This is a genomic window from Streptomyces sp. NPDC028907 (genome assembly GCF_055564995.1).
This window is the reverse complement of the sequence record NZ_JBVHVE010000005.1, coordinates 100553-120769: the sequence shown is the minus strand read 5'-3', so window position 1 is coordinate 120769 and position 20217 is coordinate 100553. Positions and strand designations below refer to the sequence as shown.

The 20217-nt window shown below is 71.2% G+C and carries 38 protein-coding genes and 1 tRNA gene; all 39 read right to left on the bottom strand.

Going from position 1 to position 20217, the window contains the following annotated elements:
• Positions 1-198 precede the first annotated feature (198 nt).
• The gene (locus ACZ4UU_RS16445; RefSeq protein ID WP_468040417.1) at positions 199-765 is read right to left on the bottom strand and encodes a DUF6248 family natural product biosynthesis protein; all 567 of its coding nucleotides are present in this window, start codon (positions 763-765) and stop codon (positions 199-201) included.
• Entirely contained in the window at positions 762-1469 is a 708-nt protein-coding gene (locus ACZ4UU_RS16440) for a hypothetical protein (protein ID WP_468040416.1), read from the bottom strand. The genes ACZ4UU_RS16445 and ACZ4UU_RS16440 overlap by 4 nt, the downstream gene beginning before the upstream one ends.
• Positions 1466-1900 (bottom strand): hypothetical protein, encoded by a 435-nt coding sequence (locus ACZ4UU_RS16435; protein ID WP_468040414.1) that lies wholly within the window; start codon positions 1898-1900, stop codon positions 1466-1468. Before ACZ4UU_RS16435 ends, ACZ4UU_RS16440 begins: the two co-directional genes overlap by 4 nt.
• On the bottom strand, positions 1897-2520 hold the full coding sequence (locus ACZ4UU_RS16430; protein ID WP_468040413.1) for a hypothetical protein: 624 nt from the start codon (positions 2518-2520) through the stop codon (positions 1897-1899). The genes ACZ4UU_RS16435 and ACZ4UU_RS16430 overlap by 4 nt, the downstream gene beginning before the upstream one ends.
• Positions 2517-3035: a helix-turn-helix domain-containing protein gene (locus tag ACZ4UU_RS16425; protein WP_468040412.1), complete on the bottom strand. Its 519-nt coding sequence runs from the start codon at positions 3033-3035 to the stop codon at positions 2517-2519. Before ACZ4UU_RS16425 ends, ACZ4UU_RS16430 begins: the two co-directional genes overlap by 4 nt.
• 214 nt (positions 3036-3249) lie before the next feature.
• On the bottom strand, positions 3250-3675 hold the full coding sequence (locus tag ACZ4UU_RS16420) for a hypothetical protein (protein WP_468040411.1): 426 nt from the start codon (positions 3673-3675) through the stop codon (positions 3250-3252).
• Entirely contained in the window at positions 3672-4520 is an 849-nt protein-coding gene (locus tag ACZ4UU_RS16415) for a hypothetical protein (RefSeq protein ID WP_468040409.1), read from the bottom strand. The genes ACZ4UU_RS16420 and ACZ4UU_RS16415 overlap by 4 nt, the downstream gene beginning before the upstream one ends.
• Complete coding sequence (locus ACZ4UU_RS16410) at positions 4507-5133, bottom strand: hypothetical protein (RefSeq protein WP_468040408.1); 627 nt, start codon at positions 5131-5133, stop codon at positions 4507-4509. The genes ACZ4UU_RS16415 and ACZ4UU_RS16410 overlap by 14 nt, the downstream gene beginning before the upstream one ends.
• Positions 5130-5390 carry a hypothetical protein gene (locus ACZ4UU_RS16405; protein ID WP_468040407.1) on the bottom strand — a complete coding sequence of 87 codons (261 nt, stop codon included), beginning with the start codon at positions 5388-5390 and terminating at the stop codon, positions 5130-5132. Before ACZ4UU_RS16405 ends, ACZ4UU_RS16410 begins: the two co-directional genes overlap by 4 nt.
• 101 nt (positions 5391-5491) lie before the next feature.
• Positions 5492-5866 (bottom strand): hypothetical protein, encoded by a 375-nt coding sequence (locus ACZ4UU_RS16400; protein WP_468040405.1) that lies wholly within the window; start codon positions 5864-5866, stop codon positions 5492-5494.
• Between the two features lie 79 nt (positions 5867-5945).
• Positions 5946-6018, bottom strand: a tRNA-Ile gene (locus tag ACZ4UU_RS16395).
• A gap of 110 nt (positions 6019-6128) precedes the next feature.
• Positions 6129-7334, bottom strand: coding sequence for a DUF932 domain-containing protein (locus ACZ4UU_RS16390; RefSeq protein ID WP_468040403.1), 1206 nt, complete (start codon positions 7332-7334; stop codon positions 6129-6131).
• A gap of 30 nt (positions 7335-7364) precedes the next feature.
• The gene (locus ACZ4UU_RS16385; protein ID WP_468040402.1) at positions 7365-7610 is read right to left on the bottom strand and encodes a hypothetical protein; all 246 of its coding nucleotides are present in this window, start codon (positions 7608-7610) and stop codon (positions 7365-7367) included.
• Positions 7611-7747: 137 nt separating this feature from the next.
• Positions 7748-8335 (bottom strand): hypothetical protein, encoded by a 588-nt coding sequence (locus tag ACZ4UU_RS16380; protein ID WP_468040400.1) that lies wholly within the window; start codon positions 8333-8335, stop codon positions 7748-7750.
• The gene (locus tag ACZ4UU_RS16375) at positions 8322-8510 is read right to left on the bottom strand and encodes a hypothetical protein (RefSeq protein ID WP_468040399.1); all 189 of its coding nucleotides are present in this window, start codon (positions 8508-8510) and stop codon (positions 8322-8324) included. Before ACZ4UU_RS16375 ends, ACZ4UU_RS16380 begins: the two co-directional genes overlap by 14 nt.
• Positions 8503-8868, bottom strand: a complete 366-nt coding sequence (locus ACZ4UU_RS16370; protein ID WP_468040398.1) for a DUF6085 family protein — start codon at positions 8866-8868, stop codon at positions 8503-8505. Before ACZ4UU_RS16370 ends, ACZ4UU_RS16375 begins: the two co-directional genes overlap by 8 nt.
• Complete coding sequence (locus ACZ4UU_RS16365; protein ID WP_468040396.1) at positions 8861-9121, bottom strand: hypothetical protein; 261 nt, start codon at positions 9119-9121, stop codon at positions 8861-8863. The genes ACZ4UU_RS16370 and ACZ4UU_RS16365 overlap by 8 nt, the downstream gene beginning before the upstream one ends.
• Positions 9111-9416, bottom strand: a complete 306-nt coding sequence (locus ACZ4UU_RS16360) for a hypothetical protein (protein ID WP_468040395.1) — start codon at positions 9414-9416, stop codon at positions 9111-9113. Before ACZ4UU_RS16360 ends, ACZ4UU_RS16365 begins: the two co-directional genes overlap by 11 nt.
• Positions 9413-9613: a hypothetical protein gene (locus ACZ4UU_RS16355; RefSeq protein ID WP_468040394.1), complete on the bottom strand. Its 201-nt coding sequence runs from the start codon at positions 9611-9613 to the stop codon at positions 9413-9415. Before ACZ4UU_RS16355 ends, ACZ4UU_RS16360 begins: the two co-directional genes overlap by 4 nt.
• Complete coding sequence (locus tag ACZ4UU_RS16350) at positions 9610-9945, bottom strand: hypothetical protein (protein ID WP_468040392.1); 336 nt, start codon at positions 9943-9945, stop codon at positions 9610-9612. The genes ACZ4UU_RS16355 and ACZ4UU_RS16350 overlap by 4 nt, the downstream gene beginning before the upstream one ends.
• Positions 9942-10259, bottom strand: coding sequence for a hypothetical protein (locus ACZ4UU_RS16345; RefSeq protein WP_468040390.1), 318 nt, complete (start codon positions 10257-10259; stop codon positions 9942-9944). The genes ACZ4UU_RS16350 and ACZ4UU_RS16345 overlap by 4 nt, the downstream gene beginning before the upstream one ends.
• Positions 10256-10522 (bottom strand): hypothetical protein, encoded by a 267-nt coding sequence (locus ACZ4UU_RS16340; protein ID WP_468040389.1) that lies wholly within the window; start codon positions 10520-10522, stop codon positions 10256-10258. Before ACZ4UU_RS16340 ends, ACZ4UU_RS16345 begins: the two co-directional genes overlap by 4 nt.
• 2 nt (positions 10523-10524) lie before the next feature.
• Positions 10525-10824: a hypothetical protein gene (locus ACZ4UU_RS16335; protein ID WP_468040387.1), complete on the bottom strand. Its 300-nt coding sequence runs from the start codon at positions 10822-10824 to the stop codon at positions 10525-10527.
• Positions 10825-10826: 2 nt separating this feature from the next.
• The gene (locus tag ACZ4UU_RS16330) at positions 10827-11750 is read right to left on the bottom strand and encodes a hypothetical protein (protein ID WP_468040386.1); all 924 of its coding nucleotides are present in this window, start codon (positions 11748-11750) and stop codon (positions 10827-10829) included.
• A complete protein-coding gene (locus ACZ4UU_RS16325; RefSeq protein WP_468040384.1) occupies positions 11747-12388 on the bottom strand; it encodes a hypothetical protein in 642 nt (213 codons plus the stop codon). The genes ACZ4UU_RS16330 and ACZ4UU_RS16325 overlap by 4 nt, the downstream gene beginning before the upstream one ends.
• Positions 12385-13878 (bottom strand): glycosyltransferase family 2 protein, encoded by a 1494-nt coding sequence (locus ACZ4UU_RS16320; protein ID WP_468040382.1) that lies wholly within the window; start codon positions 13876-13878, stop codon positions 12385-12387. Before ACZ4UU_RS16320 ends, ACZ4UU_RS16325 begins: the two co-directional genes overlap by 4 nt.
• Positions 13875-14273, bottom strand: coding sequence for a hypothetical protein (locus ACZ4UU_RS16315; RefSeq protein ID WP_468040381.1), 399 nt, complete (start codon positions 14271-14273; stop codon positions 13875-13877). The genes ACZ4UU_RS16320 and ACZ4UU_RS16315 overlap by 4 nt, the downstream gene beginning before the upstream one ends.
• Complete coding sequence (locus ACZ4UU_RS16310) at positions 14273-14518, bottom strand: hypothetical protein (protein ID WP_468040379.1); 246 nt, start codon at positions 14516-14518, stop codon at positions 14273-14275. Before ACZ4UU_RS16310 ends, ACZ4UU_RS16315 begins: the two co-directional genes overlap by 1 nt.
• 8 nt (positions 14519-14526) lie before the next feature.
• The gene (locus ACZ4UU_RS16305) at positions 14527-15006 is read right to left on the bottom strand and encodes a hypothetical protein (protein ID WP_468040378.1); all 480 of its coding nucleotides are present in this window, start codon (positions 15004-15006) and stop codon (positions 14527-14529) included.
• Positions 15003-15467: a WhiB family transcriptional regulator gene (locus ACZ4UU_RS16300; protein ID WP_468040376.1), complete on the bottom strand. Its 465-nt coding sequence runs from the start codon at positions 15465-15467 to the stop codon at positions 15003-15005. Before ACZ4UU_RS16300 ends, ACZ4UU_RS16305 begins: the two co-directional genes overlap by 4 nt.
• A 3-nt stretch (positions 15468-15470) precedes the next feature.
• Complete coding sequence (locus ACZ4UU_RS16295; RefSeq protein ID WP_468040374.1) at positions 15471-15836, bottom strand: HU family DNA-binding protein; 366 nt, start codon at positions 15834-15836, stop codon at positions 15471-15473.
• Positions 15837-16059: 223 nt separating this feature from the next.
• Entirely contained in the window at positions 16060-16806 is a 747-nt protein-coding gene (locus ACZ4UU_RS16290) for a VWA domain-containing protein (protein ID WP_468040373.1), read from the bottom strand.
• A gap of 72 nt (positions 16807-16878) precedes the next feature.
• Entirely contained in the window at positions 16879-17328 is a 450-nt protein-coding gene (locus tag ACZ4UU_RS16285) for a hypothetical protein (RefSeq protein WP_468040371.1), read from the bottom strand.
• Positions 17325-17573 (bottom strand): hypothetical protein, encoded by a 249-nt coding sequence (locus ACZ4UU_RS16280; RefSeq protein ID WP_468040370.1) that lies wholly within the window; start codon positions 17571-17573, stop codon positions 17325-17327. The genes ACZ4UU_RS16285 and ACZ4UU_RS16280 overlap by 4 nt, the downstream gene beginning before the upstream one ends.
• Entirely contained in the window at positions 17573-17932 is a 360-nt protein-coding gene (locus ACZ4UU_RS16275) for a hypothetical protein (RefSeq protein WP_468040369.1), read from the bottom strand. The genes ACZ4UU_RS16280 and ACZ4UU_RS16275 overlap by 1 nt, the downstream gene beginning before the upstream one ends.
• Positions 17929-18285, bottom strand: coding sequence for a hypothetical protein (locus ACZ4UU_RS16270; RefSeq protein ID WP_468040368.1), 357 nt, complete (start codon positions 18283-18285; stop codon positions 17929-17931). The genes ACZ4UU_RS16275 and ACZ4UU_RS16270 overlap by 4 nt, the downstream gene beginning before the upstream one ends.
• Positions 18282-18692 carry a hypothetical protein gene (locus ACZ4UU_RS16265; protein ID WP_468040366.1) on the bottom strand — a complete coding sequence of 137 codons (411 nt, stop codon included), beginning with the start codon at positions 18690-18692 and terminating at the stop codon, positions 18282-18284. The genes ACZ4UU_RS16270 and ACZ4UU_RS16265 overlap by 4 nt, the downstream gene beginning before the upstream one ends.
• An 11-nt stretch (positions 18693-18703) precedes the next feature.
• Positions 18704-19015, bottom strand: a complete 312-nt coding sequence (locus ACZ4UU_RS16260) for a hypothetical protein (protein ID WP_468040365.1) — start codon at positions 19013-19015, stop codon at positions 18704-18706.
• A complete protein-coding gene (locus ACZ4UU_RS16255) occupies positions 19012-20202 on the bottom strand; it encodes a hypothetical protein (protein ID WP_468040364.1) in 1191 nt (396 codons plus the stop codon). The genes ACZ4UU_RS16260 and ACZ4UU_RS16255 overlap by 4 nt, the downstream gene beginning before the upstream one ends.
• Positions 20203-20217 lie beyond the last annotated feature (15 nt).

Sequence of the window (20217 nt, the reverse complement as noted above, 5' to 3'; positions counted from 1 at the left end):
TGTGCTTGGCGATGTGGGCGTGGGCTGCGGTCATGCAGGCCTGCCAGCCCGCGGCGTCCAGGGTCGACGAGCGGGCGATGAGCATGGGCACGCCGTTGCTGCCGCAGGGCCGGCAGGCGGCGCTCCATGCGCGGCCGGGCGGCGCCGTGCTGAAGCCGACGGGCGGAAAGGTAGCGGGCCGGACCTGGAGGGGCGCGCTCACTCGGATATCAACTCCGGTTCGAACAGGGCTATCTGGCTTCTGAGAGGGGGCGCGGGCCGGGGCGGCGGCTGCGCGGCCGGGGCGGGTTCCGGCTCGGCCCGTACGCGTTCGGGCCTGGCCGGGGCGTCGCCGGTCTTGGCGCAGGGGCAGCGGCACAACCACACGCACAGTTCGCCTCCGGGCCGCTCGATGAGCGTGGCGGTGTGGCGGCCGCGGTGACTGTGCACAGACTCGCGGTTGTCGTCGATGTGGGGGCCGCCACGCTGCCGGTGGATGCAGATGTCGCACCGGCCATTGAGGCAGTTCCAGCAGGTTCCGCGCTCGCACATCGACCAGCGCCAGAAGCCGAACGGATACTTCCGCTCGATCTCGTGGTGCCACTCGGTCCAGACGTGCTCGCGTACCCAGGCGCCCTCGTCCTCGGTCATCGGGGAAGGGTTCGGCACCGGGTCGACGATGCCCATGATGAGCGCGGCGTGCAGGTTGAGCAGCTTCGTGCGGCGTACGACGTTCCACTCCGCGTCGGTCATCTGGCGCTGCGGCCGGGGTATCGGCTTGCTCACTCGCCAGCCGTCTCGACGCGATCGGCACAGCCACACCGCACACCGCCGAAGTGCCGGGGCGGGTCTGGCTCGACGCTGCGCAAGTTGGGACACCGGTCGGGGAAGCCAGGGCAGACGTCCTTGGACAACGGCGCCGGTGGCTCGGCGAGGACATCGGGGGTGATGGTCTCGCCGTCCTTGCCGCGCAGGCTGCGGCCCTGGCGGAGGTGCCAGATGTCCGCGTAGCTGAGGGTGCCGCCCTGGCAGTCCATCTGCGGCGGGCAGGCCGTCGACGCACCGGGGGTGGCCAGGCACAGGCAGCCGTGGAAGCGATTCGGGCCGTGGTCGACGCCGGCCTCGCACTCGACACCGGGCGCGTGCTGGGCGTGGCCACAGCCGGGACACCAGTTCGGCTCCTTGCTCGGCAGCGAGCAAGCTTCGTCTCCCCCGGCGCAGCGCACGCCGTCCCGCCCTGCGACGTGGACGTGCCCGCCGGCCTTCACCACCTGGTCGACGAGCGCCGCGGTGATGGTGCTGCGGCCTGTGAGCTTCGGGTGGGTCAGCCCTGCCCATGCGCTGATCCATGCCCTCTGCCAGTCGGCCAGCCGGAGCGGTGCCACGGCCTCATCGATCCACGCGAGCAGTGAAGAGCCGGGCTCCGGGAGCCGTCCACGTTCCACCTGGTGCAGGGCGCGATCGACGTCGGGGTACGGACGGTAGTTCACGCCTCAGCCCTCCAGATGACGACCGGCTGCGCAGAGTGCCCCTCGGCGACCTTCACGATGCCGGGGTTGATCCACATGACGGTTTTCATGGGCAGGTCGAGCATCTTCAACTCGAACCCGGCGCGCTCGGCGGCGTCGGCGAGCACGTCGTCCGGGCCGTAGTCGACCATGACGGCACGCATGTACGAGCCGAAGTCCGGCTCTTCCGGCCGCCAGCTGTACTGCGCGACGTGCCGTTCGATCTCCTCGGCCAAGGCCTCGCGGAAGGCCTCGATCTGGGCCTGGCTGCGCTGCCGTTGCACGAGGGCGGACACCGAGTTGGCCAGGGCAGTCGATTCCTCGGCACCGCGGCCGACGTCGTGCCGGGCGAGGGTGGCCAGCTTGTCGGCCCACCAGGCAGCGGCGGCGACAGCTTCGGGTCGTGGGCTCACCGGGCAGGGCCTTTCGTCGGAACCGGCTTGATCGCGTTGAGGAAGCGGAGGGTGGCGTCGACGACCTTGCCGGTCAGCTGGTCGCCCTTCGGATCGGCGAAGGCGACGTAGGCGGCCTTCGGCTCGGTAGCGTCGGGCTGCGACTCATCGAGACGCACGGCGGTGGCCATGTAGCGGCCGCCATCGAGATCGACCGCGGTGATGCATCGTTCCTCGATGCGGCCGGGGATGTCCTTGAAGGCCGGCACGGATCCGCCGGCGTCTCGGCGTCGGGCGGCTTCCTGGACGGCGGGGTGCGGCGAGTCGGAGGTGAGCGCGTACGCCTCGTACCGGAAGGCGGCGCCAATGAGCGGCCCAACGCCCGGCATGACGAGCATGTGTGTCCCGTCAGAGTGCCGGGGCAACCGAAGCGCCAGCCCGGCCACCGCAACGACCGCTGTGGGCGGGTGACCGATGGTGGTCCACACCTCTCTCGGGATCGGCACAGACACCAGGCGCACACCCGTCGTGTCCTGCTCGTGGATAGTGAACAGGTCGGGCTGCTCGTCCCATTCGGTGCGCGAGCGTAGCTCTGCGGCGAGCGCGCTCTTGATCGCTTCTACGGTCGTCGGTGCGATCACGGTCGGGTTCCTCCCTGGGGTTGCTGCTGGCGCGCGCTGTTGGGGGCGATGACGGCGAGGCGGTCGGGGACCGCGCCCGGCGGGTAGGCGCCGGATGCCCACAGTCGCTCCAGCCCGTGCGCGAGGAAGGCGACGGCGAAGCGGACCGCGGAGTCCGGCGGGTGCCCGGCGCGGGCGAGGGTGGCGAGCCCGGCGCGCAGCTGGTCGTCGTACGCCACGGTGAGGAGGTCCTCGGCGGGCGGCGCATCCGGCGCCCCGCCCGGCTCCGCCGGTGACGCATCCGGCGCATCGTCCTCCGCGCCGGGAGGCGGATCCGGCGCGGGCTCAGGCTCGGCGGGCTCCGGATCCGGCGCCGCCTGGCGCTGCGCCGCCTCGATGGCGTCGACGTCGCGGCGGATCGTGTCCTTGCCTACGCCGAGCCGACCTGCGATGGAGCGCTGGCTGATGCCCGGCTCCTGGCGCATCAGTTCCTCAACCATGGCGCGGCGCGCGGCGATCGTGAGTGGCGCAGGCATGTTCACTGGCTCGCCCCCTGGCGCTGGGCAGGCTGCGCCGTGGCGCGCGCCGTACGGTCGTTGGGGCAGTAGTCGCCAGCCTCGTCGCAACGCCAGCCGTGGCCCTGGCGCGCAGCTCGGCGGGCGTGCGCCGCGTTCCGGGTGTCGGCGACGGTGACCTTGGCGCGACAGCCGCGCCGGTCGCAGAACAGTGTGTGCGCGTAGCCGATCGCCATCACTCACCGCCCGCAGTTGGTACGGCGGGGTCGTCGATCAGGCCGAGGACGATCTCTCTGGCTCCCCCGAGGGCGGCTCGGTCGTTGCTGCGTCGCGGGAACTGAGCCTTGTCAGCCTCGATGACAGCTTGGATCGCGGCCGCGGCCTCGCGGAGAACGGCCTCCCGGTCCAGGCGGCGGAGCTCCGCGAAGATGGTCTCGGTCGGCGGCATGCCGGTGTCGATGAACTCGACGTCGGGGTCCAGGTAGGCGGCGGCCCACGTCGACCAGCCCTTCGCAGCGCCGATCTCTCGGATCTTCGCGGCTCGGTCGCGGAGCAGCTCGGCATCGGTGGCGTCCACGAGGGATTCCGGCGTCTGGGGCGCCGCGTCGTGCTGCTCGGCCCACTGGCGCAGAATGCCGATGAGTGTGTTACGGGCGCTCACTGGGGGTTTCCTTCCTTGGTGCGCCAGTCCGGGTTGGGGTCACGGGGGTCGACGGTGATGTCCTCCCAGCCGTCTCGCTCGTAACTGGACAGAGCGAAGCCGTCCGGCTTCCAATCCCGCTCGTCTCGCCGTCGTGACCAGCCCACGGCGTGCTCGGTGTCGTCCATGGGGTGCGGGAGGATCGCGTCGCAGCAGAAGAGGACTTCGCCGAGGACGTAGCCCCGGCCGGGCTGGAATCCGCCTGCCCGGGCCTCGTGCAGCGGGTGCCCGGCCGTGACCTCGAAGACGATCTCGGCGACCGCAGCGCACACTCGTGCGTGCTGCTCCGGGAAGGTCGGGGTGGTCGGGCCGGGGATGGCGACGGCGTCCCAGAGGGCATCGGCGTGCTGCACGGACAGGGAGCGGCCCGAGTCGGACTGGCTTGTGGGCGGTGCCGGCTGCTCCGGCTTGTCGGCCGTGCTGGTCAGCTCCTTCGCGATGACCCGGCGGACGGTCGCGATGACGGTGCGGCCGTTGCTGGAGTCGCCGTCTGCGATGCGCAGTTGCTGCCCAGCGATCTCGCGGAGCATGGCCGAACGTGGGGCGTGCAGCAGGGTGCGCAGGCGGGCGAGTTCCAACTCTGCGTCGAGCAGGCGGCGCAGGACGGGGGCAGCCTTCTCCCCCATGTAGGCGGCGAGGTTGAGGCAGTACCAGTCCTCGCGCTGTGAGGCGTGGTCGTGCTCGCGGCGGTCCTGGATCGACTTGCCGAAGGACAGAAGCAGGGAGTTGCGCGCGGGCTGCACGTCGCCGAGTTGCTGGGCGAGTTTGTTCTGCTGCTCCGGCGTCAGCTCGTCAGGAGTGCTCACGACGCACCTCCGTCTCACCCTCGAAGGGCTCCAGCAGGTTGAACGCGGCCTGCCTGTCGCCGAGCAGGTACTCGATGGCGTAGTCCCCGAGCCTCGCCCGGGGCAGCCAGCCGCGCTGTTCGGCGATGAATCCCTTGTCGTCCCAGTGGCCGTCGCCGCAACACAGGTCGCTGCTGCCGTTCTTGTCGGCGCGGTCCAGGCGCGAGCGCGGGAAGCCGTACTCCAACGCCGTCTCCCGGGACCAGACGCCGGTGGGCGCCTCCACCACGTTGGACCAGCCGACGTACTGGTCTCGGTCCTTGGCGGCCTTGACGAGCAGGCAGCGCAGCAGCGGGTTGCGGTCGGCCTTCTCTTCGGCGAGCTCGTCGCGGAGCCGGTCGATCTCGTCGAGCAGCTCGGGGACGGCAGCCCGTGCGGTGGCGATGAACTCGGCGAGCCACTCCCCGTAGTCCGGGACGACCGCGACGAGCCCGGCCAGCGGGTGATCGGTCGCGTACATCACCCGCCAGGTGCCGTCCTCCATGTCGGGGTGCACGGTCCAGGGCAGCCCGTACACGGTCGGGATGGATTCGCGGATCTCCTGTTCGCGCTCGGGGCTCAGCGGCTCTGTCACTGCTGCTCACCTACCTCGATGAGCCACATGGCGGCCAGGTTGGCGGACAGGTGCCCGTGCATCAGAGCGACGCGGTCGCGGACCTGCTCGGCCTCGGCCGTGTAGCCGTGCGCGTCGAGCAGTTCGGCGGCGTGCTTGCCGTGCATGCCCCGCTGCAGCTTGGCCGCGTCGAAGATGAGCTTCGCAGCCGGGTTGGCGGTGATGCGCTGCTCGTCATACGCGGTCTTGCGGGCCAGGTGCACATTGTGGTTACGCACGCGCTTCCCGCCGTGGCTCGTGCACGGCGGGCCAGCGGGCGAACCGCAGGCCGGGCAAGCCACGGCGACGGACGGCAGGTTGGGTGTGGCACTCATGGCGGTCAGTCCTCGAATCCGGGGAGGCCGCGGGTGTCCAGGCCCATGGGCGACGTGATTGCGTGCAGGTGGTCGACGGTCGCGCTGAGCAGGCCGGCCGCCTTCTTCGCGTTGTCGATGGCGGCGCGCATGTGGGCCACGGCCTGGTCGGCGTCGCCACCGCCGTCGATGCGGACGCGACCGTGCGCGTAGGTGTGCATGACCGGGCGGACGGACTGATCGATGGCCTGCTCCAGCTTGGTGACGAGGCTGGAGAGGGCGCCGAGGGCGCGGTACGAGGCGGCGGGGTACTCCCAGTCCGCCTTGGTGAACTGGGAGTCGTGGTTGAACTCCTGGAGGAGTTCGGCGGCGCCGGAGAGGTGGCGCGTGGGTGAGGGCATGGCTCGCTCCATGGGCTGGGCCCGGCGGGCGGAAGCGAGTCGGGAGGGTCGCGTGTCCGGCCGCCGGACGGTGATGGAGTGGCGCCGACGGGACTCGAACCCGCGACCTCGTGGCTTATAAGACCAGTGCTCTACCAACTGAGCTACGGCGCTTCGATGTTGAGTTGTGCGGGCCGCGCCCCACCGGGCGGGGGAAGGGAGCGGGGCGCGGCCCTGGGGTGGCGGCCGGGCCGGGGGAACGGAACCCGGCCGCCGGTCTGGGTCAGCGCTTGCGCAGGAGCAGCAGTCGCTGGTGGGCCTTGGACTTCATGTCGTCGTCAGCGCCTTCGAGGGCGGCCGTGGCGCGGGCGATCTCCTCGGTCATGGACTTGCCGGGGCGCCGGGGGGCGACGTGGTCCAGGTAGCCGGTGATGGCACGCTCGGCGGCGTACGCGGTCCGGCCGACGCGCTCGCTCTCAGAGCGGAACACCTCATCGAGGTCGCCGAGGCGCGCGGCGAAATTGGTGCGCTTCTGGTCGCTCGCGTCGTCGTCCAGCGGCCACAGGTCCGCGACGACCTTGTGGAAGTCGGCGACGGCGATGTCCGTGCGGGCGAGGGCAGTCTCTTCGTCGGCGAACTGCTCGAAGTACTTCACGGACAGGCCGAGGGTGCGACGAGCTTCCTTGATCTCGTCGATGGCCCCGACGGTGTGGCGGACGGCCCAGCGGGTCACGGCGTCGCGGACGGCGAACCGCTCGGTGTTGGCGCAGACGGGCCGCCAGGGGGTGACGACGCACTGGAACTGTCCGTTGCCGGAGTGGTCGTTCATCACAGCCACGTACGGCACCACGATGTCGCCGATACCGTCAGCGTCGACCGTGACGGTCTCCGGCAGGCGGATCGAGATGAACACGCGCTTCCCGCCCCGGATCAGCCCGGCCGACTCCCACACCACGTCGTAGCGGCCCACGAGTTCCTGGAGGAACTCGAAGCCCTGCCGGTTCTGGATCGGCGTGTACTTCTTGCCGACGGCGCCGAGCGCGGCCCCGGTGTCCGTGCGGACGGTGTGCCGCTGGTCGGCGTGCTCGCGCAGCTCGCCACCCCACCGGTACAGGGCGGGCACGGTGTCGACCTCGAAGTTGAGGCCAGACAGGCCGAGGACCTCGTCGATGTCCGTGGTGCCGCCGGGGATGATCTGGCCGAGGCCGTGCCAGGCGGGGGACGACGCGTACAGGGCGATCGTGCCGTCCGCCCGCTCGTCGAGGCCGTGGTTGGCGATGATCTGCTCGATCTGCCCCTGGGTGTTGCGGGAGACAGTGAAGACCTCGCCCCGGTCCCAGCCGGTGAGGACCTCGTATCGGTCGCCGCTGATCATGCGGATCTCGCCCCGGTCGATGCGGGCCTGGAAGCGGGCCTCGACGGCGCGCGCGGCGTCGAGCTGGGCGGTCTTCTCGTTGGCGAACTGGGTGTTGACGTCGGAGAGAGTCACGATGGTTCCCCCTTCAGGGTTGATCAGGTGTCAGGCGCAGGCGGCGGAACGGGTGATGGACGCGCGGCGCACGTGGAACGGGCCGGGCACCTCGCCCCACGGGTCGGCCAGCGCGAACCGGACGTCGGCGATGCCGAAGCGGTCGAGCCGGGCGCAGATCGCGCAGCCGCACGGGACGGCGAGCCACAGGCCGTGCAGGGCGGTGAGGGACCCGTGGTAGACGACCAGGTCGCCCGGCTCGATCAGGTCGATGGAGCGGAAGAGCGTGATGTCCATGGCCGCCTCCCCACGGGTGTCACCCGGGGCCTTGTGCCCCGACCTCTGTTAAACAGAGTACGAGAAAGTACTAGTTGCCACAACCCTCTAGTCGTACTTTCTTTGACAACTCTCGGCCCTTCATCACCCGTTGGTGATCACTCCGGCACCGGCTCCCGATCACTGGCCCGGTACGTCGTCAGCAGGTACAAGCGCGTCCCCTCGTAGCGGGCCGGGGCGCCCGAGTCGCCGTCCTCGCACGCGTCGTTGATGCACCAGGCACGCGGCCGGTCATCGTCGGCGCGGCCGTACACGGTGCGCTCCCCGCACGCCAGGCACAGGCACATCCGGAAGTGCACCGACGGTCCGCGCAGGCCGAGGACCGTGAGGACGGTGCCGTGCCACCGCCCGACGATCCGCGCCACCTCGGGGACGCGGTCCGCGGCTTCGGCGCCGGGCGGGATCGCCTTGAGCGCCCGATGCCAGGACTGCGTGCGCGCCGACTGCCGCAGCTGCATGTCCAGGCCGATCGCGTCGACCTTGATGCGCTGCGACCAGTTCACGGCCTCCAGCGACGTCGGCGGCCTGGAGCCGGGCGGAGCATGCCCGCCGTCGGCCGGCTGCCGGGTGCGCAGGCCGAGGGTGTCGAGCCGGTGGATAAGGCCCGGGCCGCCGTCGCCCGGGTGGTCCCTATCCCCGGTGTAGCGGTCGACCAGGTCGGCCACCAGCTCGTCAAGCGTCTGCATCGGCACCCCCGCTGATCGCCCGAGCGGCATCGGGGGCAATGCCGCGACGGGGCACGCACTGCCCGGAGTGGCCGGGCTGGAGCACCCACCACCAGTCCATCCCGCTGGACATCCCGCACTCGACGCGGCCCGGGGGCCGGGGGGTGTGGCGTTCGTCGGCGGGGCGCTCAGACATCAGAGTCCTCCTGCTCGTCGAGTCGCTCGAACTGCCAGATGCCGTCTGCGACGGCCCTGTACCGGCCGAGCACCGACGGTGGGCCGGGCAGGCGGGCGCAGTGCCGGTGAAGGTCGCACTGCATCAGCGCGTCGTCGAGCCGTTCGCGCAGCGGGTGGCGGACGGTGAAGCCGCCAGCGTCGAACTGCACGATGTGCTCGGTCTCGCGGTCGTCGAGGATCCTGTGCGCGGCGTCGGGCTGCGGGCACTCCAGCCGCGAGCACGTGAGGTAGCCGCCCTCGCCGACGAAGAGCGACGCCCACCCGCAGGCAGGGCAGTGGCCTTGGACGGTGTCGGCCGTAAGACGGTTCTCAGGCATCGGCGGGCTCCGAGTTCGGGAATGCGACGCCGCCCCGCTTGGGGTTCTTCGGGCGCTCGGCCTCGAACGAGACGATCACGGTGTCGTCGCCGCCGGAGATCTCGACGTCACCGGTGCGTGTCCCCTTGGAGGCGAGGGCCGATCGCTCGTGCTCCGCAACGCGGACGGCCTTCTCCACCTCGGTGTGGTGGGCCGGGCTCTTGAGCGTCCACTCGTGCCGGTCGATCGTGACGACGCGCTTCTCAGCGTCCATCGGTGTTCTCCTTCAGTGATGCTTCGTTGGCGGGGGTGCCGTAGCCGGGCTCGAAGACGAGGGCTCGGCAGCAGGGGACGCAGCGGCGGCGGCCGAGGCGGGAGAAGAGGCCCGGCAGCCACCACCGGCGGCGCAGCCCGCACACCGCACGGACAGGGATCGGCCGGCCTTCATCGATGGCGCCCCGCATCGCCTCGGCGGTGACGTCGTGGCCGCGGATGGCGTGCAGGCGGCGTTCCTTCCCGGAGACCAGCCACCAGCAGTGGCCGTTCTCTGGGATCGGGTGGGCGGTCACTCGCCGCACCTGGCGCATGGTTGGCCGGCGAGGTCCCGGCAGACGACGCACGTGGGCTGCGGGTCGCCCTCCACCCAGTCGTGTCCCGAGACGTCGGCGCCGCACAGGGCCAGGTCGTCGTCACAGCAGACGACGTGATCCAGGTCCTCGCCGTGGTCGGTCGCGGGCAGGGTCGGCTCGGGGGCAACGGTGGTCACGGGCTCTCACCTGCCGCTCGCATCACCTGCTCGTACAGATAAGCGCCGCTGAGCCGGTCCGTGATGTGCCCGTCCTCGCCGCGGCCGGGCTCGCCGGTGCCGTTGATGACGCGCGCGACGTCGACCGCGAGGACGTCGTACATGCCGGAGCGGGCGACGTACTCCGCCTGCTCCTCCAGCCAGCGGGCGAGCGGCTCGGGCAGCAGCAGCAGCATGCGGAGGACCTCCAGCAGGTCGCGACTGTCGCTGTCCACGCGCCCCTTGATGGTGCTGCCGTCACGCAGTCGGGCGGCGGCGGTGCGCAGCTCGGCTTCCAGGTCGGTGGTGCTCAACGCTCACCGCCGGTCACGGTCACCCAGTCGGCGGGCGGCGCCAACTTCAGCAGCGCCGTGCGGTTCCCCACAGCAGCCCGGTTCGGGTCGTCAGGGTCGACGTAGCGGCGGCCGTCCTCGTTGGTCCGGTACGCCTGGTAGCGGATGACCACGCCGTACGCCGAGTCCTCGATGACCATCTCGGAGTGCAGCGGGACATCGACCGGATCGATGCCGTTCAGGCGCAGCCACCGCTGCGCTGTGCGCAGGCCTGCGGGCAGACCGACGACCTTCTCCCACAGTTCGTGGCAGTCGATGACGAGTCGCTCGATCACGGGCGAGTCACCTCCAAGCGTCGGCGGCCGCCGCGGTCCTGCTGGGTGGCGACGACGTGCAGTCCGGCGGCGCGGAGCTCGGCGGTGATGGCCGCCAGCTGGTCGGCCTCGCCGGGGCCGTCGTAGAAGACGTGCACCGCACGACGTCGCGCTTGGGCGACCCGGAACCCGGGGTCCCACTCCCCTGCCTCGAACTCAGAGAACTCGTGGCCCTGGTCGATGAGCAGCTGGCGGACTCTGGCTTCCCTGATTCGCTGTGCCACGGTCAGCCCTCCCTGTAGCGGACGGAGAATCCGGGCAGGCCGAGGCCGAAGTCCGGGTCGGCGGACGCGGGGCGGAGCGGGGCGCGCAGTTCGGTCTCGTCGACGCTGCACATCGGGCCGCGCGGGGACAGCCCTGCCTGCACGCCGGTCCACCGGAACGGCTCCTTGCAGTCGGCACAGCTGACCTTGACCTCGGCGGAGAATCCGACCGGGGTGGGGTCGGCCTCACTCGCGGTGAGCCGGATGACGTTGACCCGGGCCTCGTGGTTCTCGTGCAGGCACGGGCTGTCGGGGTTCCCCACGGTCACACCTCCATCTCGTGCGGGAGTCGGCAGTGGAACTCGGGGTCGTGCAGCAGCTCGTCGAGGCGGACGCCGCGTGCGAGTGCAGCCAGGACGCGGGCATGCGTCGCCTGGATGTGAGCGCCGAGTTCGCTGCGGGGGAACAACGGGGCGCCGGTGCAGTACGGACACGGGTCCCGCACTTCGATCCCGGACGGCGCGCCCTGGTTCGGGGGAGCCTGCTCCGCGGGAGCGCAGCGGGTGCGAGCCGATCGCCCCTCGGTAGCCGGCAGCTGACCGACGACGCACCCGCCCTCAGCGGGGTGCTCGTACGCGCAGACGCCGCACTTCACGCAGGCGTGATCCGGGTTCAAGCAACTGCTCGCCGCGCCGACCACGCGACCGGCGACGCCGATAGCCCGGCCACGGGTGTCGATGCCGACATGCTCCAGCAGGCCGCGGATGCCGGTGATGCCCTTGCAGGCACTGGTGCAGGTGTGCTCAGTCGCTTCCGCTGACGGCTCCGGTTCACCGTCCAGCTCGTCGCGGAGCTCGGCGCCAGCAGCCCGGACGAGGAAGTTGGCCGAGCCGTGGGCGGCCTGCCATCGGTCGGCCAGCAGGTACGCGCGACCGGCGACACCGTGCAGCCGTTTGATCTCCTGCTGCGCCCGTTCGGCGGCCTCCAGGTGGCTGGCCACCGGGATCGTGAGCTCGTCGGCCCAGATGACGTGCAGGTCGCCCTGGCCGCCGTGGTCGTGGATGCCCATGATCGAGTCCATGCCGTCCGGGTGCGGCGTCGTCAACGCCCACTTCCCGCGCCAGTGGATCGCCGCGTGGCCGTCCGGGAACAGGATCCCGTCGGCGATGATGCCGGTGCCGGACACGCCGCTGATATCGCGGTCGCGGCGCAGTACGAACGGGCGCCCGAAACTGATCTGTTCGGTCATGCCTCGGTCACCGCCTCGAAGCGGGCGGCCAAGGCGGCGAACTTGTCCCGGGCGGCGCAGTGTTCTGCAACGTACTTCCGGACGGTGTCGTCCATCCCACCGCGCTCGCCATGGGACATCCAGGTGTTCACGCTCTCCTGCTCGCGCTCGGCGGCCTTGCGCAGCTCGGCCGCGACCGCGGCCCGGGTGGCCCACTCGTCGTCGGTGACGATGTCGGCGCCCTGGCGCACGCACTCGGTGACGTAGCCGAACACGGTGTTGATGCTCATGAACGCGCGCCGGTCGTAGAACGCGGCCTTGTAGAAGACGGCGATGCGGCGGCGACCGAACTGGTCGACGACGTACGACCACATGTCGTGGTCGGCGGCCTCCCGTTTCCAGCCGTCGGGGAGAGTGGCCGACTGGAACAACGGGTCTCCTGCCGTGGGATCACCGAAGCTGATGCCTAGGGCCTCGAAGTCGGCCCTGTCGCCGCCATTGAGGTCGGTGGGCAGCTGCTCTGAGTTGACCAGCTGCGCCTGTCCGGCGCGCTCTTGCTCGGCGATGGCCTGGTTCGGGCCGCCGGGTCCCATGCTCGCGGCGAGGATGAGCATCGCCTCCACCGGGTCCTTGGCGTCCTTCTCCGTGTTGCGGATCATCGGCGGGTTCCTTCGTGCAGGGGTGTGGCGGTGCGCTGGCGCGGGATGGGCAGGGTGAGCGTCGTCTCGGTCTCGGGATCGAGCAGCTTCGCGACGGGGATCTCGGCGGTGCCGTCGTCCGGCAGTTCGGCGGCCGCGGTGGTGAGGGAGACTTCGGCGCCGTTCTGGCGGGTGCCCCAGCCGGTGCGGGCGCAGGTGGCCATGCCGTACCAGCGCATGATCCGGAGCACCGTCCACGAGCCGACCACGGCGAGCGGCATCAGCAGCCAGGTCAGCAACCGGCCGCCGAGCTGCTCGTCGCTGCGGGCGATGGACAGGTAGCGCAGGGCCTGCGCCCAGCCGATGAGGAACGGCACCACCAGGAAGCTGGCGGGCGGGGTGCGGCCGTACAGGGCGGGCTCGACGACGAGCAGCCAGCCGAGGACCGCGGTGGACAGGGCAACTTGGAACCAGCGCAACAGGTGCGCCCAGTACGCCCAGCCGGTCAGCGGCAGGTAGCGGAAGCGCCACACAGAGCGGATGGTGGAGCCGCGCATCCAGCGCATGTACATGCGGGCGAAGTGCGAAGCCCGCTCGGGCAGGGCGGTGAAGACGACCGCGGTGGGCTGCTGGACGGTGCGGCCGCGCAGCAGCGCGTACAGCGTCAACAGGGAATCGTCGGAGAACATCACCGGGCGGCCCATGAACCGCTCGTTCAGGTAGCTGTCCAGGTTGTCGCGGACGACGGCGGCCCGGTAGGCGGCGAGCGGCCCGGAGTTGACCAGGACCGCGCCAGTCGCGGACAGGGCGGAGCGGTCGCTGAGCTGCCCGGTGACAAACCACAAGTCCGTGACCCTGGTGAGCAGGTTCCTACGGTGGTTGGTGGCCAGCACGATCCCGGCGACGGACTGCACGCGCGCTTTGGCGAGCGGCAGCAGGATCTCCTCCAGCGCGTTCGGCGCGAGGCAGGAGTCCGAGTCGACGGTGACGTACACGTCCGCGTCAGGGCTGGCGTGCACGGCGGCGGCCTGGGCGTGCCGCTTGCCTTGGTTCGGTGTGCGCTGCCATGTGGCGGTGATCCCGGCGACCTTGGCGGCCTGGTTCCACCAGGCGCGGACCTCGGCGTAGTCGCTGCTGGTGGAGCCGTCATCGACGACGTGCACCGAGGTGGGCGGTCGGGTCTGCGCGAGCATCGACTCCAGGCCGAGCCTCAGGTAGCCGGGGTCCTCGTTGTAGACGGGCAGCAGAACGGCGACGTGCAGCGCGTCGAGCTGGCGGCGCGCGCGGGGCGTCGTACGGCGGGGCCGCTCGCAGTGGTACATGACGGTCTGTGTGGCGAGCAGCAGGAACGTCACGCCCCACACGGCGGCCAGCCGGGAGCCGTTGTCACCGCCGTAGCCCGCTGCTTCGACGCCGTGGTGGACGGACCAGCCTGCGGCCAGGGTGAGGCATATGGCGCCGGTGAGCAGGACGCCGGAGCGCTGCCGGTGCGCGGTCAAGGGTCTGGTCACTGCTCGCCTGCCTCACGGCCGGAGCGGAAGCCGACACGGATGCAGAGGGCTCCGACGGCGACGATGGCGAGGGCGGCGGCCAGGAGGTACCAGCCGGTGACGGCCACGCCGCCGATGACGAGGGCGCCGGCGGTTCCGGTGCGGGCGAGCTGTGCGTTGTCGGACACGGCTTCTCTTTCAGTCCTGGTGTGTTCGGTGGTGGTGCCGAGCGCGTCGATGGCTCGGCAGGTGTCGAGGTAGCGGCGAGCGCGGCGTGCGTCCCGCCAGGTCAGGAAGTCCTCGAAGAGGCGGGATAGGCCGCGCCTCATGAGGCGCAGGGCGGTGGTGGCGAGGGCTGCCGCGCAGCCGCCGATGACGGCGACGAAGAAGACCTGCCAGGGCGTGAGGACAGCCATCAGGTGCTGGTGTGCCGGGTGTGAGCGTCACGCAGTGCCGTGGCCACCGCCGCCGCGGCGCAGGCCCCTGCGGTGGCGAGCAGCAGGACTGCCCACAGCTTCACTTCGCGGTACGCGGCGTCGGCACTCCCCATCAGGGCTGCGAAGGACAGCAGGCTGAAGTACCAGGGGTCGGGCAGGCCACAGAGCATGGCGATGACGGCGACCAAGGCGATCAGCATCGAGATCAGGCTGAGCTGAGACATCAGGATCCTTACGGGGATTCATTGCTGGCGACGCAGGCCGGGTCACTGCCGAAGATCAGGTCGAAGGCGGCGTCGGCCCGCAGGTGGGCTTCACGGTTCGCGTGGTCCAGAAGGTGGCCGCCCTCGACGCAGCCCGGGAAGTCGCACGTGCGGATGCGGGTGATGCGCCCGACGGGTTCCCGACCGCAGTGAAGTTGGAAGGCCAGCCGGGGCGCGGCGTACCGCTTCCCGCCATAGCCCAGATACGGGAACGTGCCATCGGTAGGGCCGGTCCAGCGCAGGTGTCCGCCGGGGACCGGCTCCGTGTGGTGCCGGAAGGCGTCGCTCAAAGAGGCGTACTGGCTGCGCTTGCCGCGCGGGGGCGCCGGCAGACCCAGTGCCTGGCGCGCTCGCTTCACGGTGCCTCGGTCGATGCCGAGCTGGACGGCGATGTGGCTCTCGGGGAGTCCCTCGCGCAACAGCTCTGCGACGTCGGCGCGGACCTTCATGACGCCTCCGAGAGGTGATCGCGTCCCTGGACCGCTTTCCCGACGCGGTTGAGGCGGTCACGGCGTACCTCGGCGCTCCAGCACCCCGGGTCCACCAGCTCGCCGCGCCACAGGTGGCCGAGCATGGCGTTGTAGGTGCCGCAGGCCTCGGTGCCGTCCAGCACGAGCGGAGGGGCGTCCTCCTTGCGGCGCGAGGCCCCAGCGTCGAGCCTGTACCGGTCGTTGCCGGTCAGGCCGGCGCGGACGCCGTCGCGGTCGTCGCGGTGCAGGCCGCGCTCGGCGTCCTTGACGTCGGCGAGGCACTGCTGGCGTACGGGGCAGCGCACGATGCAGATGAGGCGTGCCTCGTGCTCGCGGGCCTGGTCGAAAAACTTCTCAGGGTCTTCAGTGCGGCACGCCATGGACTCCATCCAGTCCAGGCGGCGGGCCCCGGTGTCGGGGACAGATCCGGTGTAGGCCATGGATCACTCCGCTGCCGTCCGGCTGCCCTTGGGCGCCTTGCGGATGGTGACCTTGCGGTCCCGGCGGCGTACGGCGTCCGCGAGTTGGGGCGACACGCGGAAGCGGACCTTCTGATGCGCGGGGGCAGTGAAGGCTTCCCCGGTCTGCGGGTTCCGGCGCCGGCCGCGCTTGACCCGGTGCGAGACGAAGGTGCCGAAGTTGGTGATCGCCACGTCATGGCCGCCCGCGTTGGCGCGGGCGATGGCCGAGAAGACGGTCATGACGATCTCGTGAGCGTCCTTCGGCGTGGTGCCGAGGTCTGCGGCCACGACCTCGATGAGGCGGGTCGTGGTCAGGCGTGCGGTGATCGGGGTGGGCTTCTTCTTCACGGGATGCTCCAGTGGTGTAGGTCAGTGCGCGGCCGTGTGGCCGGGGCTGCCGCACCGGCAGGGGTGTGGCTGGCCGCAGGTCGGGCAGTTCTCCAGGTCCATGGCGCTGCTTTTCGTGGTGAGCGGGCGCGGGGCTGGCAGGCCCCGCGCCGGGCGAATCAGTACGGGTCGCCGACGTCGGCACAGGTGGTGGCGAACGCGGCCGCGAGGGAACGCGCGGGCCTCACGACAGCAGTCCCTTGGCGCGGGCCTGCGGCACCCACTGCCCGAACTCCTTCGTGATGCCGTCGTAGACGACGCTGTCGGTGAGGCCGGTGGGCTTGTCTCCGGCGTGGAAGTACGAGGCGTTGTCCAGCAGCCGGCCGCGCATCGTGTCGAGTTCGGTGAGGAATCGGACCTTGCGCGGACCGAAGCCGACGAACGCCCAGAAGATCGGCAGCTTGGACGACTGCACGAGCTGAAGGCGGACGTCGCCCTGGTCCTGTGGCTCGCCGTCGGTCTGGAAGATGACCAGCGCCGGGTGGCTTGGCTCCGAGGAGAGGTAGTGCTCGACGACGGCGCGCATCGCGATCGTGTACTGAGTGCCGCCCATGGTGTGGTCGCCGCCGTGCAGCTGGTGCTGCTGGGCGACGACGCCCTGGTACCGGTCCAGGCTGACGTCGACGATCGGGTAGGACCTGCTGTCGAACATGACCATCGGCACCGTGCCGTCGTCGTCCAGGTTCACGGACAGGCCGAGCGCCTGGTCCGCGAGGTGCTGCACGCTGCCATTGGCGAAGTACGGGTACATCGATCCGGACCGGTCGACGACCAGGTAGACGGCCGCACGCTGCCCGGACAGGCCGTTCTTCTCCAGCGACGTGGTGGCCGCCTTGGCGAGGGACACCAGCGGGGCGGGCACCTTGTCGAGGCTGACTGCAGGGGTGTGCGGGATCACCGGGGCCGGTGTCGAGGTCTTCTTGCCGAACATCGTTGCTCTTCTCTTGGGTTGGGCCGCCCGCCGCCTGGCCGGACGCATCCGGGCGGCGGGCGGGGGTCTGTGTCAGGCGCGGGCGCGCCAGGCGGAGGCGGTCTCGCTGACGAACTCCTGGAGTTCGTCGGGCAGGGCGGAGGCGTCGTCCGCCGGGGACGGTCCGGGCAGCCGCGACCGGATGGCGGTGGCGTTGGCGAGCTCGGCGCGGAGCCGGGAGTTCTCGGAGCACGTCGAGTCGAAGGCGCGCAGCTGGTCTTCGAGGTCGGCGATCCGAAGCCGGGCTTGCTCCAGCGCGGCCGTCAGGTCGTCGCGGTGGGCGGTCACGCTGTCGTGTTCGCTGGCGAGGCCGATCAGCTTGCAGGCCAGCTCGTCGGCCGCCGCCTGGTGGCGGGCAGCCTCAGCGCGCAGCATGGAGCGGGGCACGACGTAACGGTGCAGTCCATGGCCAGCGGGCGCCACGGCGTAGATCAGGCCTGCGGTTCCGGCGGTGCCGAGTGCGAGGAACACGTACGCGATCACGGAGCGTCCCCCTTCAGCCAGAGCCTGCCGAGCTTGCGGGGTTCGCTGCCAAACGGCTGATCGGGGTCGAAGCGGGCACCGCCGGTGGCCAACTCCAACTCCCGGTACGCGCCCTCGTTGGCGCGCTGGGCGTCGTCGAGACGGTGACTCAGCGCGGCGACGAGGCTTCGCAGGTCGCGGACTTCGGCTTCGAGCTGCCGCTCCTTGGCCGACGGCTGTCGGGGTGTCTTGGTGAAGAGCAGCATCAGGCCCTCCGGGTGGTGTCGGCGGTCGCGTCCATGCGGCTGGAGAAGGAGTCGTAGGACTCGGTCAGCCCGGCCTCGATGGACTCGCGGAAGCCAGCGGCTGCGACGGCGGCCGGGTCGACGTAGCGGATGTAGAGATCGGCGCCGTCCTGCGTGAGGGCGTGGCGTGCCTCGAAGGCGCCGGCCGGGCGGTAGAAAGGCAGGTTCGTGCCCCCGCCGGTGCGGATCAGCCGGGCGGCGCTCTTGGCGCTCTGCGTGGACCCGTAGGTTGCGGCGAGCACCCATTGGCCGGGGAGCTGCTTGGCCTGGTCGACGGCGTGCCGGTGGTCTGCTCTCGGACTGCCCTTGGCCCCGGTCACAGCGCGTCACCCCGGAGGCAGGCGGGCAGCCGTACGGCGTGCTCGCGAAGGGTTCCGGTGGTGACGTCGTAGTCCTGGGCTCGGCTCCAGTCGGCGTGCGGGAAGGCGTCGCGGATCAGGATGGCGATGTCCTTGTGCAGGGTGCCTTCGGCGAGCGGCACCTCGCAGCGACGTGTCGCAGCCCTCGCGTACGGCCGGTGATCGGCCAGGGCCATGGCGACCCAGCGCAGACCTTCCGGCCAGCGAACCCGGGTGATACGTACCTCGGCGAGGACGCGGCCGGTGAGGGCACGGAGCTGAACGCGCAGCCGGTCACGGGTGACGGCGTCGGCTGTCTCAACAGTGGCGGTCACGATGCACCACCGGGGCGGCTGCGGTGCACGGTGGCCATCAGCGCCTCGTAGGCGGCCCGCTCGTCCGGCGACCAGCGGTGCTCCGGCGCCGGGTGGGCGTGACGGAACCACTCGTCGCGGGCGGCCAGGAGCAACTGCTCGTGGTCGGCGGTGCGCATCCCGGACGCGGCCACCTCGTCGGGGTGGCTGATCGCCAGGCGGGCGAACGCATCCTCCAGGGCCGGGGCGTCGAGGGCGTGGCGGTCGGGGTCGTCGAGGGGCAGCGCGTCGTGCAGCCGCTGGAAGTACGCGGCCTCGGCGCGCTGCGTACGCCGCAGGGTGTAGGCGGCCCAGCGGGCTCGCAGGCTGGCGAGCGGGTGGTGCGAGGTGGTGCGACGGCTGATGTGCATCGTCGCGGTCATCGCCATCACGTCCCTTCTCAGGAGCAGTCGGACTCGGGGCGGTGCAGGGCCGCGCGTACGGCGGCGGCCCCGCGGTGGGCGGTCTCGGGCGGAGGCTGGTGCCGGCGTTGCCGCCAGGCCTCCGGGAGTTCGGCGAGCAGGTCGGGGGGCTCGGCGGTCGGATCGGCGATGAGCTGGGCGACGGCTACCAGGCAGCGGCCCCAGGTCATCTCGGGGCGGACCCGGGCAAGGACGTCGCTCAGCTGGTCGACGGACCAGTCCGGGCGGCACACCTGGGCAAGCGAGAGCAGTTGGTGGGTGGCCGGGCGCGGCACGTCGGTGTCGGTCATCGCTGCCACCTCCTCAGCAGGATCAGCGGGTCTGGGGGTCGGCAGGTCCGGCAGACGCCGTCAGGGAGCGGATTGCGCGAGGGGGCGCGGCAGGCTTCGCACTCGTGCCAGCGGCCGGGTGGGCGCGGGTACGGCGGGCGGCGGGGGCCGGGAGGGCGGCCGGGCGGTCGCAGCGCCGCGCTGAGCAGCCACCGGCCCGGGTCGCGGATGTCCTCGGTGGAGGCGAAGCGGAACTCCAGCCGGGCGCGCAGTGCTTCGGCGTCGACGCCGTCGTCGAGCTGGCCGCCGATCTGCCTCGCCAACTCGCGCACCACGTACGGCGACAGGCCCGGCAGCAGCGGACGAACAGGTTCGAGGACTCGCCAGATCCGCGGAGCGAGACTCAGCTGCGGCCCGGCGTACGGGCGGCCGAGCGACGGCGCAAGCGGAGGATTGCCCGCGGCCTCGCGCGCTACTACCTGCTCTCGCCTACGGCGGATACCCAAGACGGCAGCAGGCGGTTGATCATCCGGTGAGTCAGTCTGGTGGTGATCCTCTAGTAGCGATCCCTCACCAAGATCCCCACCCGATCCCTCTCCAATGTCCTCTGCCAACGCGGCCTGCACCGGTTCGTCGTGGACGGTGTAGAGGTGACGGCCCCGGTATCCGGCGCGCCGCTCCACGGTGATCCAGCCGAGCCGCTCCAGCTCCCGCAGGATGCGCCGCACGGAGCGGATGTCGAGCGCCAGGCCGGCCTTCGTCCCGGAGCGGTGGCGCAGCACGCGCGCCAGCTCGGGCAGGGTGATGTGTGCGCCGGTCGCGGTGGCGTACGCCAGGGCGGCATACGTACGCAGCTGGCGCGGCGACAGAGACTCGGCGGCGCGCGACGGTACCCAGGCCCCGTGCTCACGCTGGGGGTTGGTGGCGCGTATTCGGCGCACCGCCGTCCAGCCGTCGCCGCCCGGCCGCGTGCGCCGCTGGCTCGTCAGCTCCACCACGTCGTCCGCCGGGTCCGGCCGCATCAGCTGCGTCAGCGCCCGCTCGACGGTGGAGCGCGCCAGACCAAGCAGCCCGGAGAGGTAGGCGACCCCGGCCTCGCATCCGGTGTCGCGCCGGTCCAGGGCAGCGATCTTCGTGTACACGGACACAGTGGCGTCGGCGTACGAGCCGACGATCACCCGCAGCGGAACACGAACGCGCTGAGGCATGAGGGTCACCTCCCT

Bases quoted from the DNA above. Each gene is read 5' to 3' on its own strand.
- ACZ4UU_RS16310 (WP_468040379.1), bottom strand. From the start codon at position 14,518: ATGTCTCAGCTCAGCCTGATCTCGATGCTGATCGCCTTGGTCGCCGTC.
- ACZ4UU_RS16385 (WP_468040402.1), bottom strand. From the start codon at position 7,610: ATGGACATCACGCTCTTCCGCTCCATCGACCTGATCGAGCCGGGCGAC.
- ACZ4UU_RS16380 (WP_468040400.1), bottom strand. From the start codon at position 8,335: ATGCAGACGCTTGACGAGCTGGTGGCCGACCTGGTCGACCGCTACACC.
- ACZ4UU_RS16315 (WP_468040381.1), bottom strand. From the start codon at position 14,273: ATGGCTGTCCTCACGCCCTGGCAGGTCTTCTTCGTCGCCGTCATCGGC.
- ACZ4UU_RS16330 (WP_468040386.1), bottom strand. From the start codon at position 11,750: ATGACCGAACAGATCAGTTTCGGGCGCCCGTTCGTACTGCGCCGCGAC.
- ACZ4UU_RS16260 (WP_468040365.1), bottom strand. From the start codon at position 19,015: ATGACCGACACCGACGTGCCGCGCCCGGCCACCCACCAACTGCTCTCG.
- ACZ4UU_RS16375 (WP_468040399.1), bottom strand. From the start codon at position 8,510: ATGTCTGAGCGCCCCGCCGACGAACGCCACACCCCCCGGCCCCCGGGC.
- ACZ4UU_RS16425 (WP_468040412.1), bottom strand. From the start codon at position 3,035: ATGCCTGCGCCACTCACGATCGCCGCGCGCCGCGCCATGGTTGAGGAA.
- ACZ4UU_RS16370 (WP_468040398.1), bottom strand. From the start codon at position 8,868: ATGCCTGAGAACCGTCTTACGGCCGACACCGTCCAAGGCCACTGCCCT.
- ACZ4UU_RS16300 (WP_468040376.1), bottom strand. From the start codon at position 15,467: ATGGCCTACACCGGATCTGTCCCCGACACCGGGGCCCGCCGCCTGGAC.
- ACZ4UU_RS16305 (WP_468040378.1), bottom strand. From the start codon at position 15,006: ATGAAGGTCCGCGCCGACGTCGCAGAGCTGTTGCGCGAGGGACTCCCC.
- ACZ4UU_RS16400 (WP_468040405.1), bottom strand. From the start codon at position 5,866: ATGCCCTCACCCACGCGCCACCTCTCCGGCGCCGCCGAACTCCTCCAG.
- ACZ4UU_RS16255 (WP_468040364.1), bottom strand. From the start codon at position 20,202: ATGCCTCAGCGCGTTCGTGTTCCGCTGCGGGTGATCGTCGGCTCGTAC.
- ACZ4UU_RS16280 (WP_468040370.1), bottom strand. From the start codon at position 17,573: ATGCTGCTCTTCACCAAGACACCCCGACAGCCGTCGGCCAAGGAGCGG.
- ACZ4UU_RS16290 (WP_468040373.1), bottom strand. From the start codon at position 16,806: ATGTTCGGCAAGAAGACCTCGACACCGGCCCCGGTGATCCCGCACACC.
- ACZ4UU_RS16325 (WP_468040384.1), bottom strand. From the start codon at position 12,388: ATGATCCGCAACACGGAGAAGGACGCCAAGGACCCGGTGGAGGCGATG.
- ACZ4UU_RS16365 (WP_468040396.1), bottom strand. From the start codon at position 9,121: ATGGACGCTGAGAAGCGCGTCGTCACGATCGACCGGCACGAGTGGACG.
- ACZ4UU_RS16265 (WP_468040366.1), bottom strand. From the start codon at position 18,692: ATGGCGATGACCGCGACGATGCACATCAGCCGTCGCACCACCTCGCAC.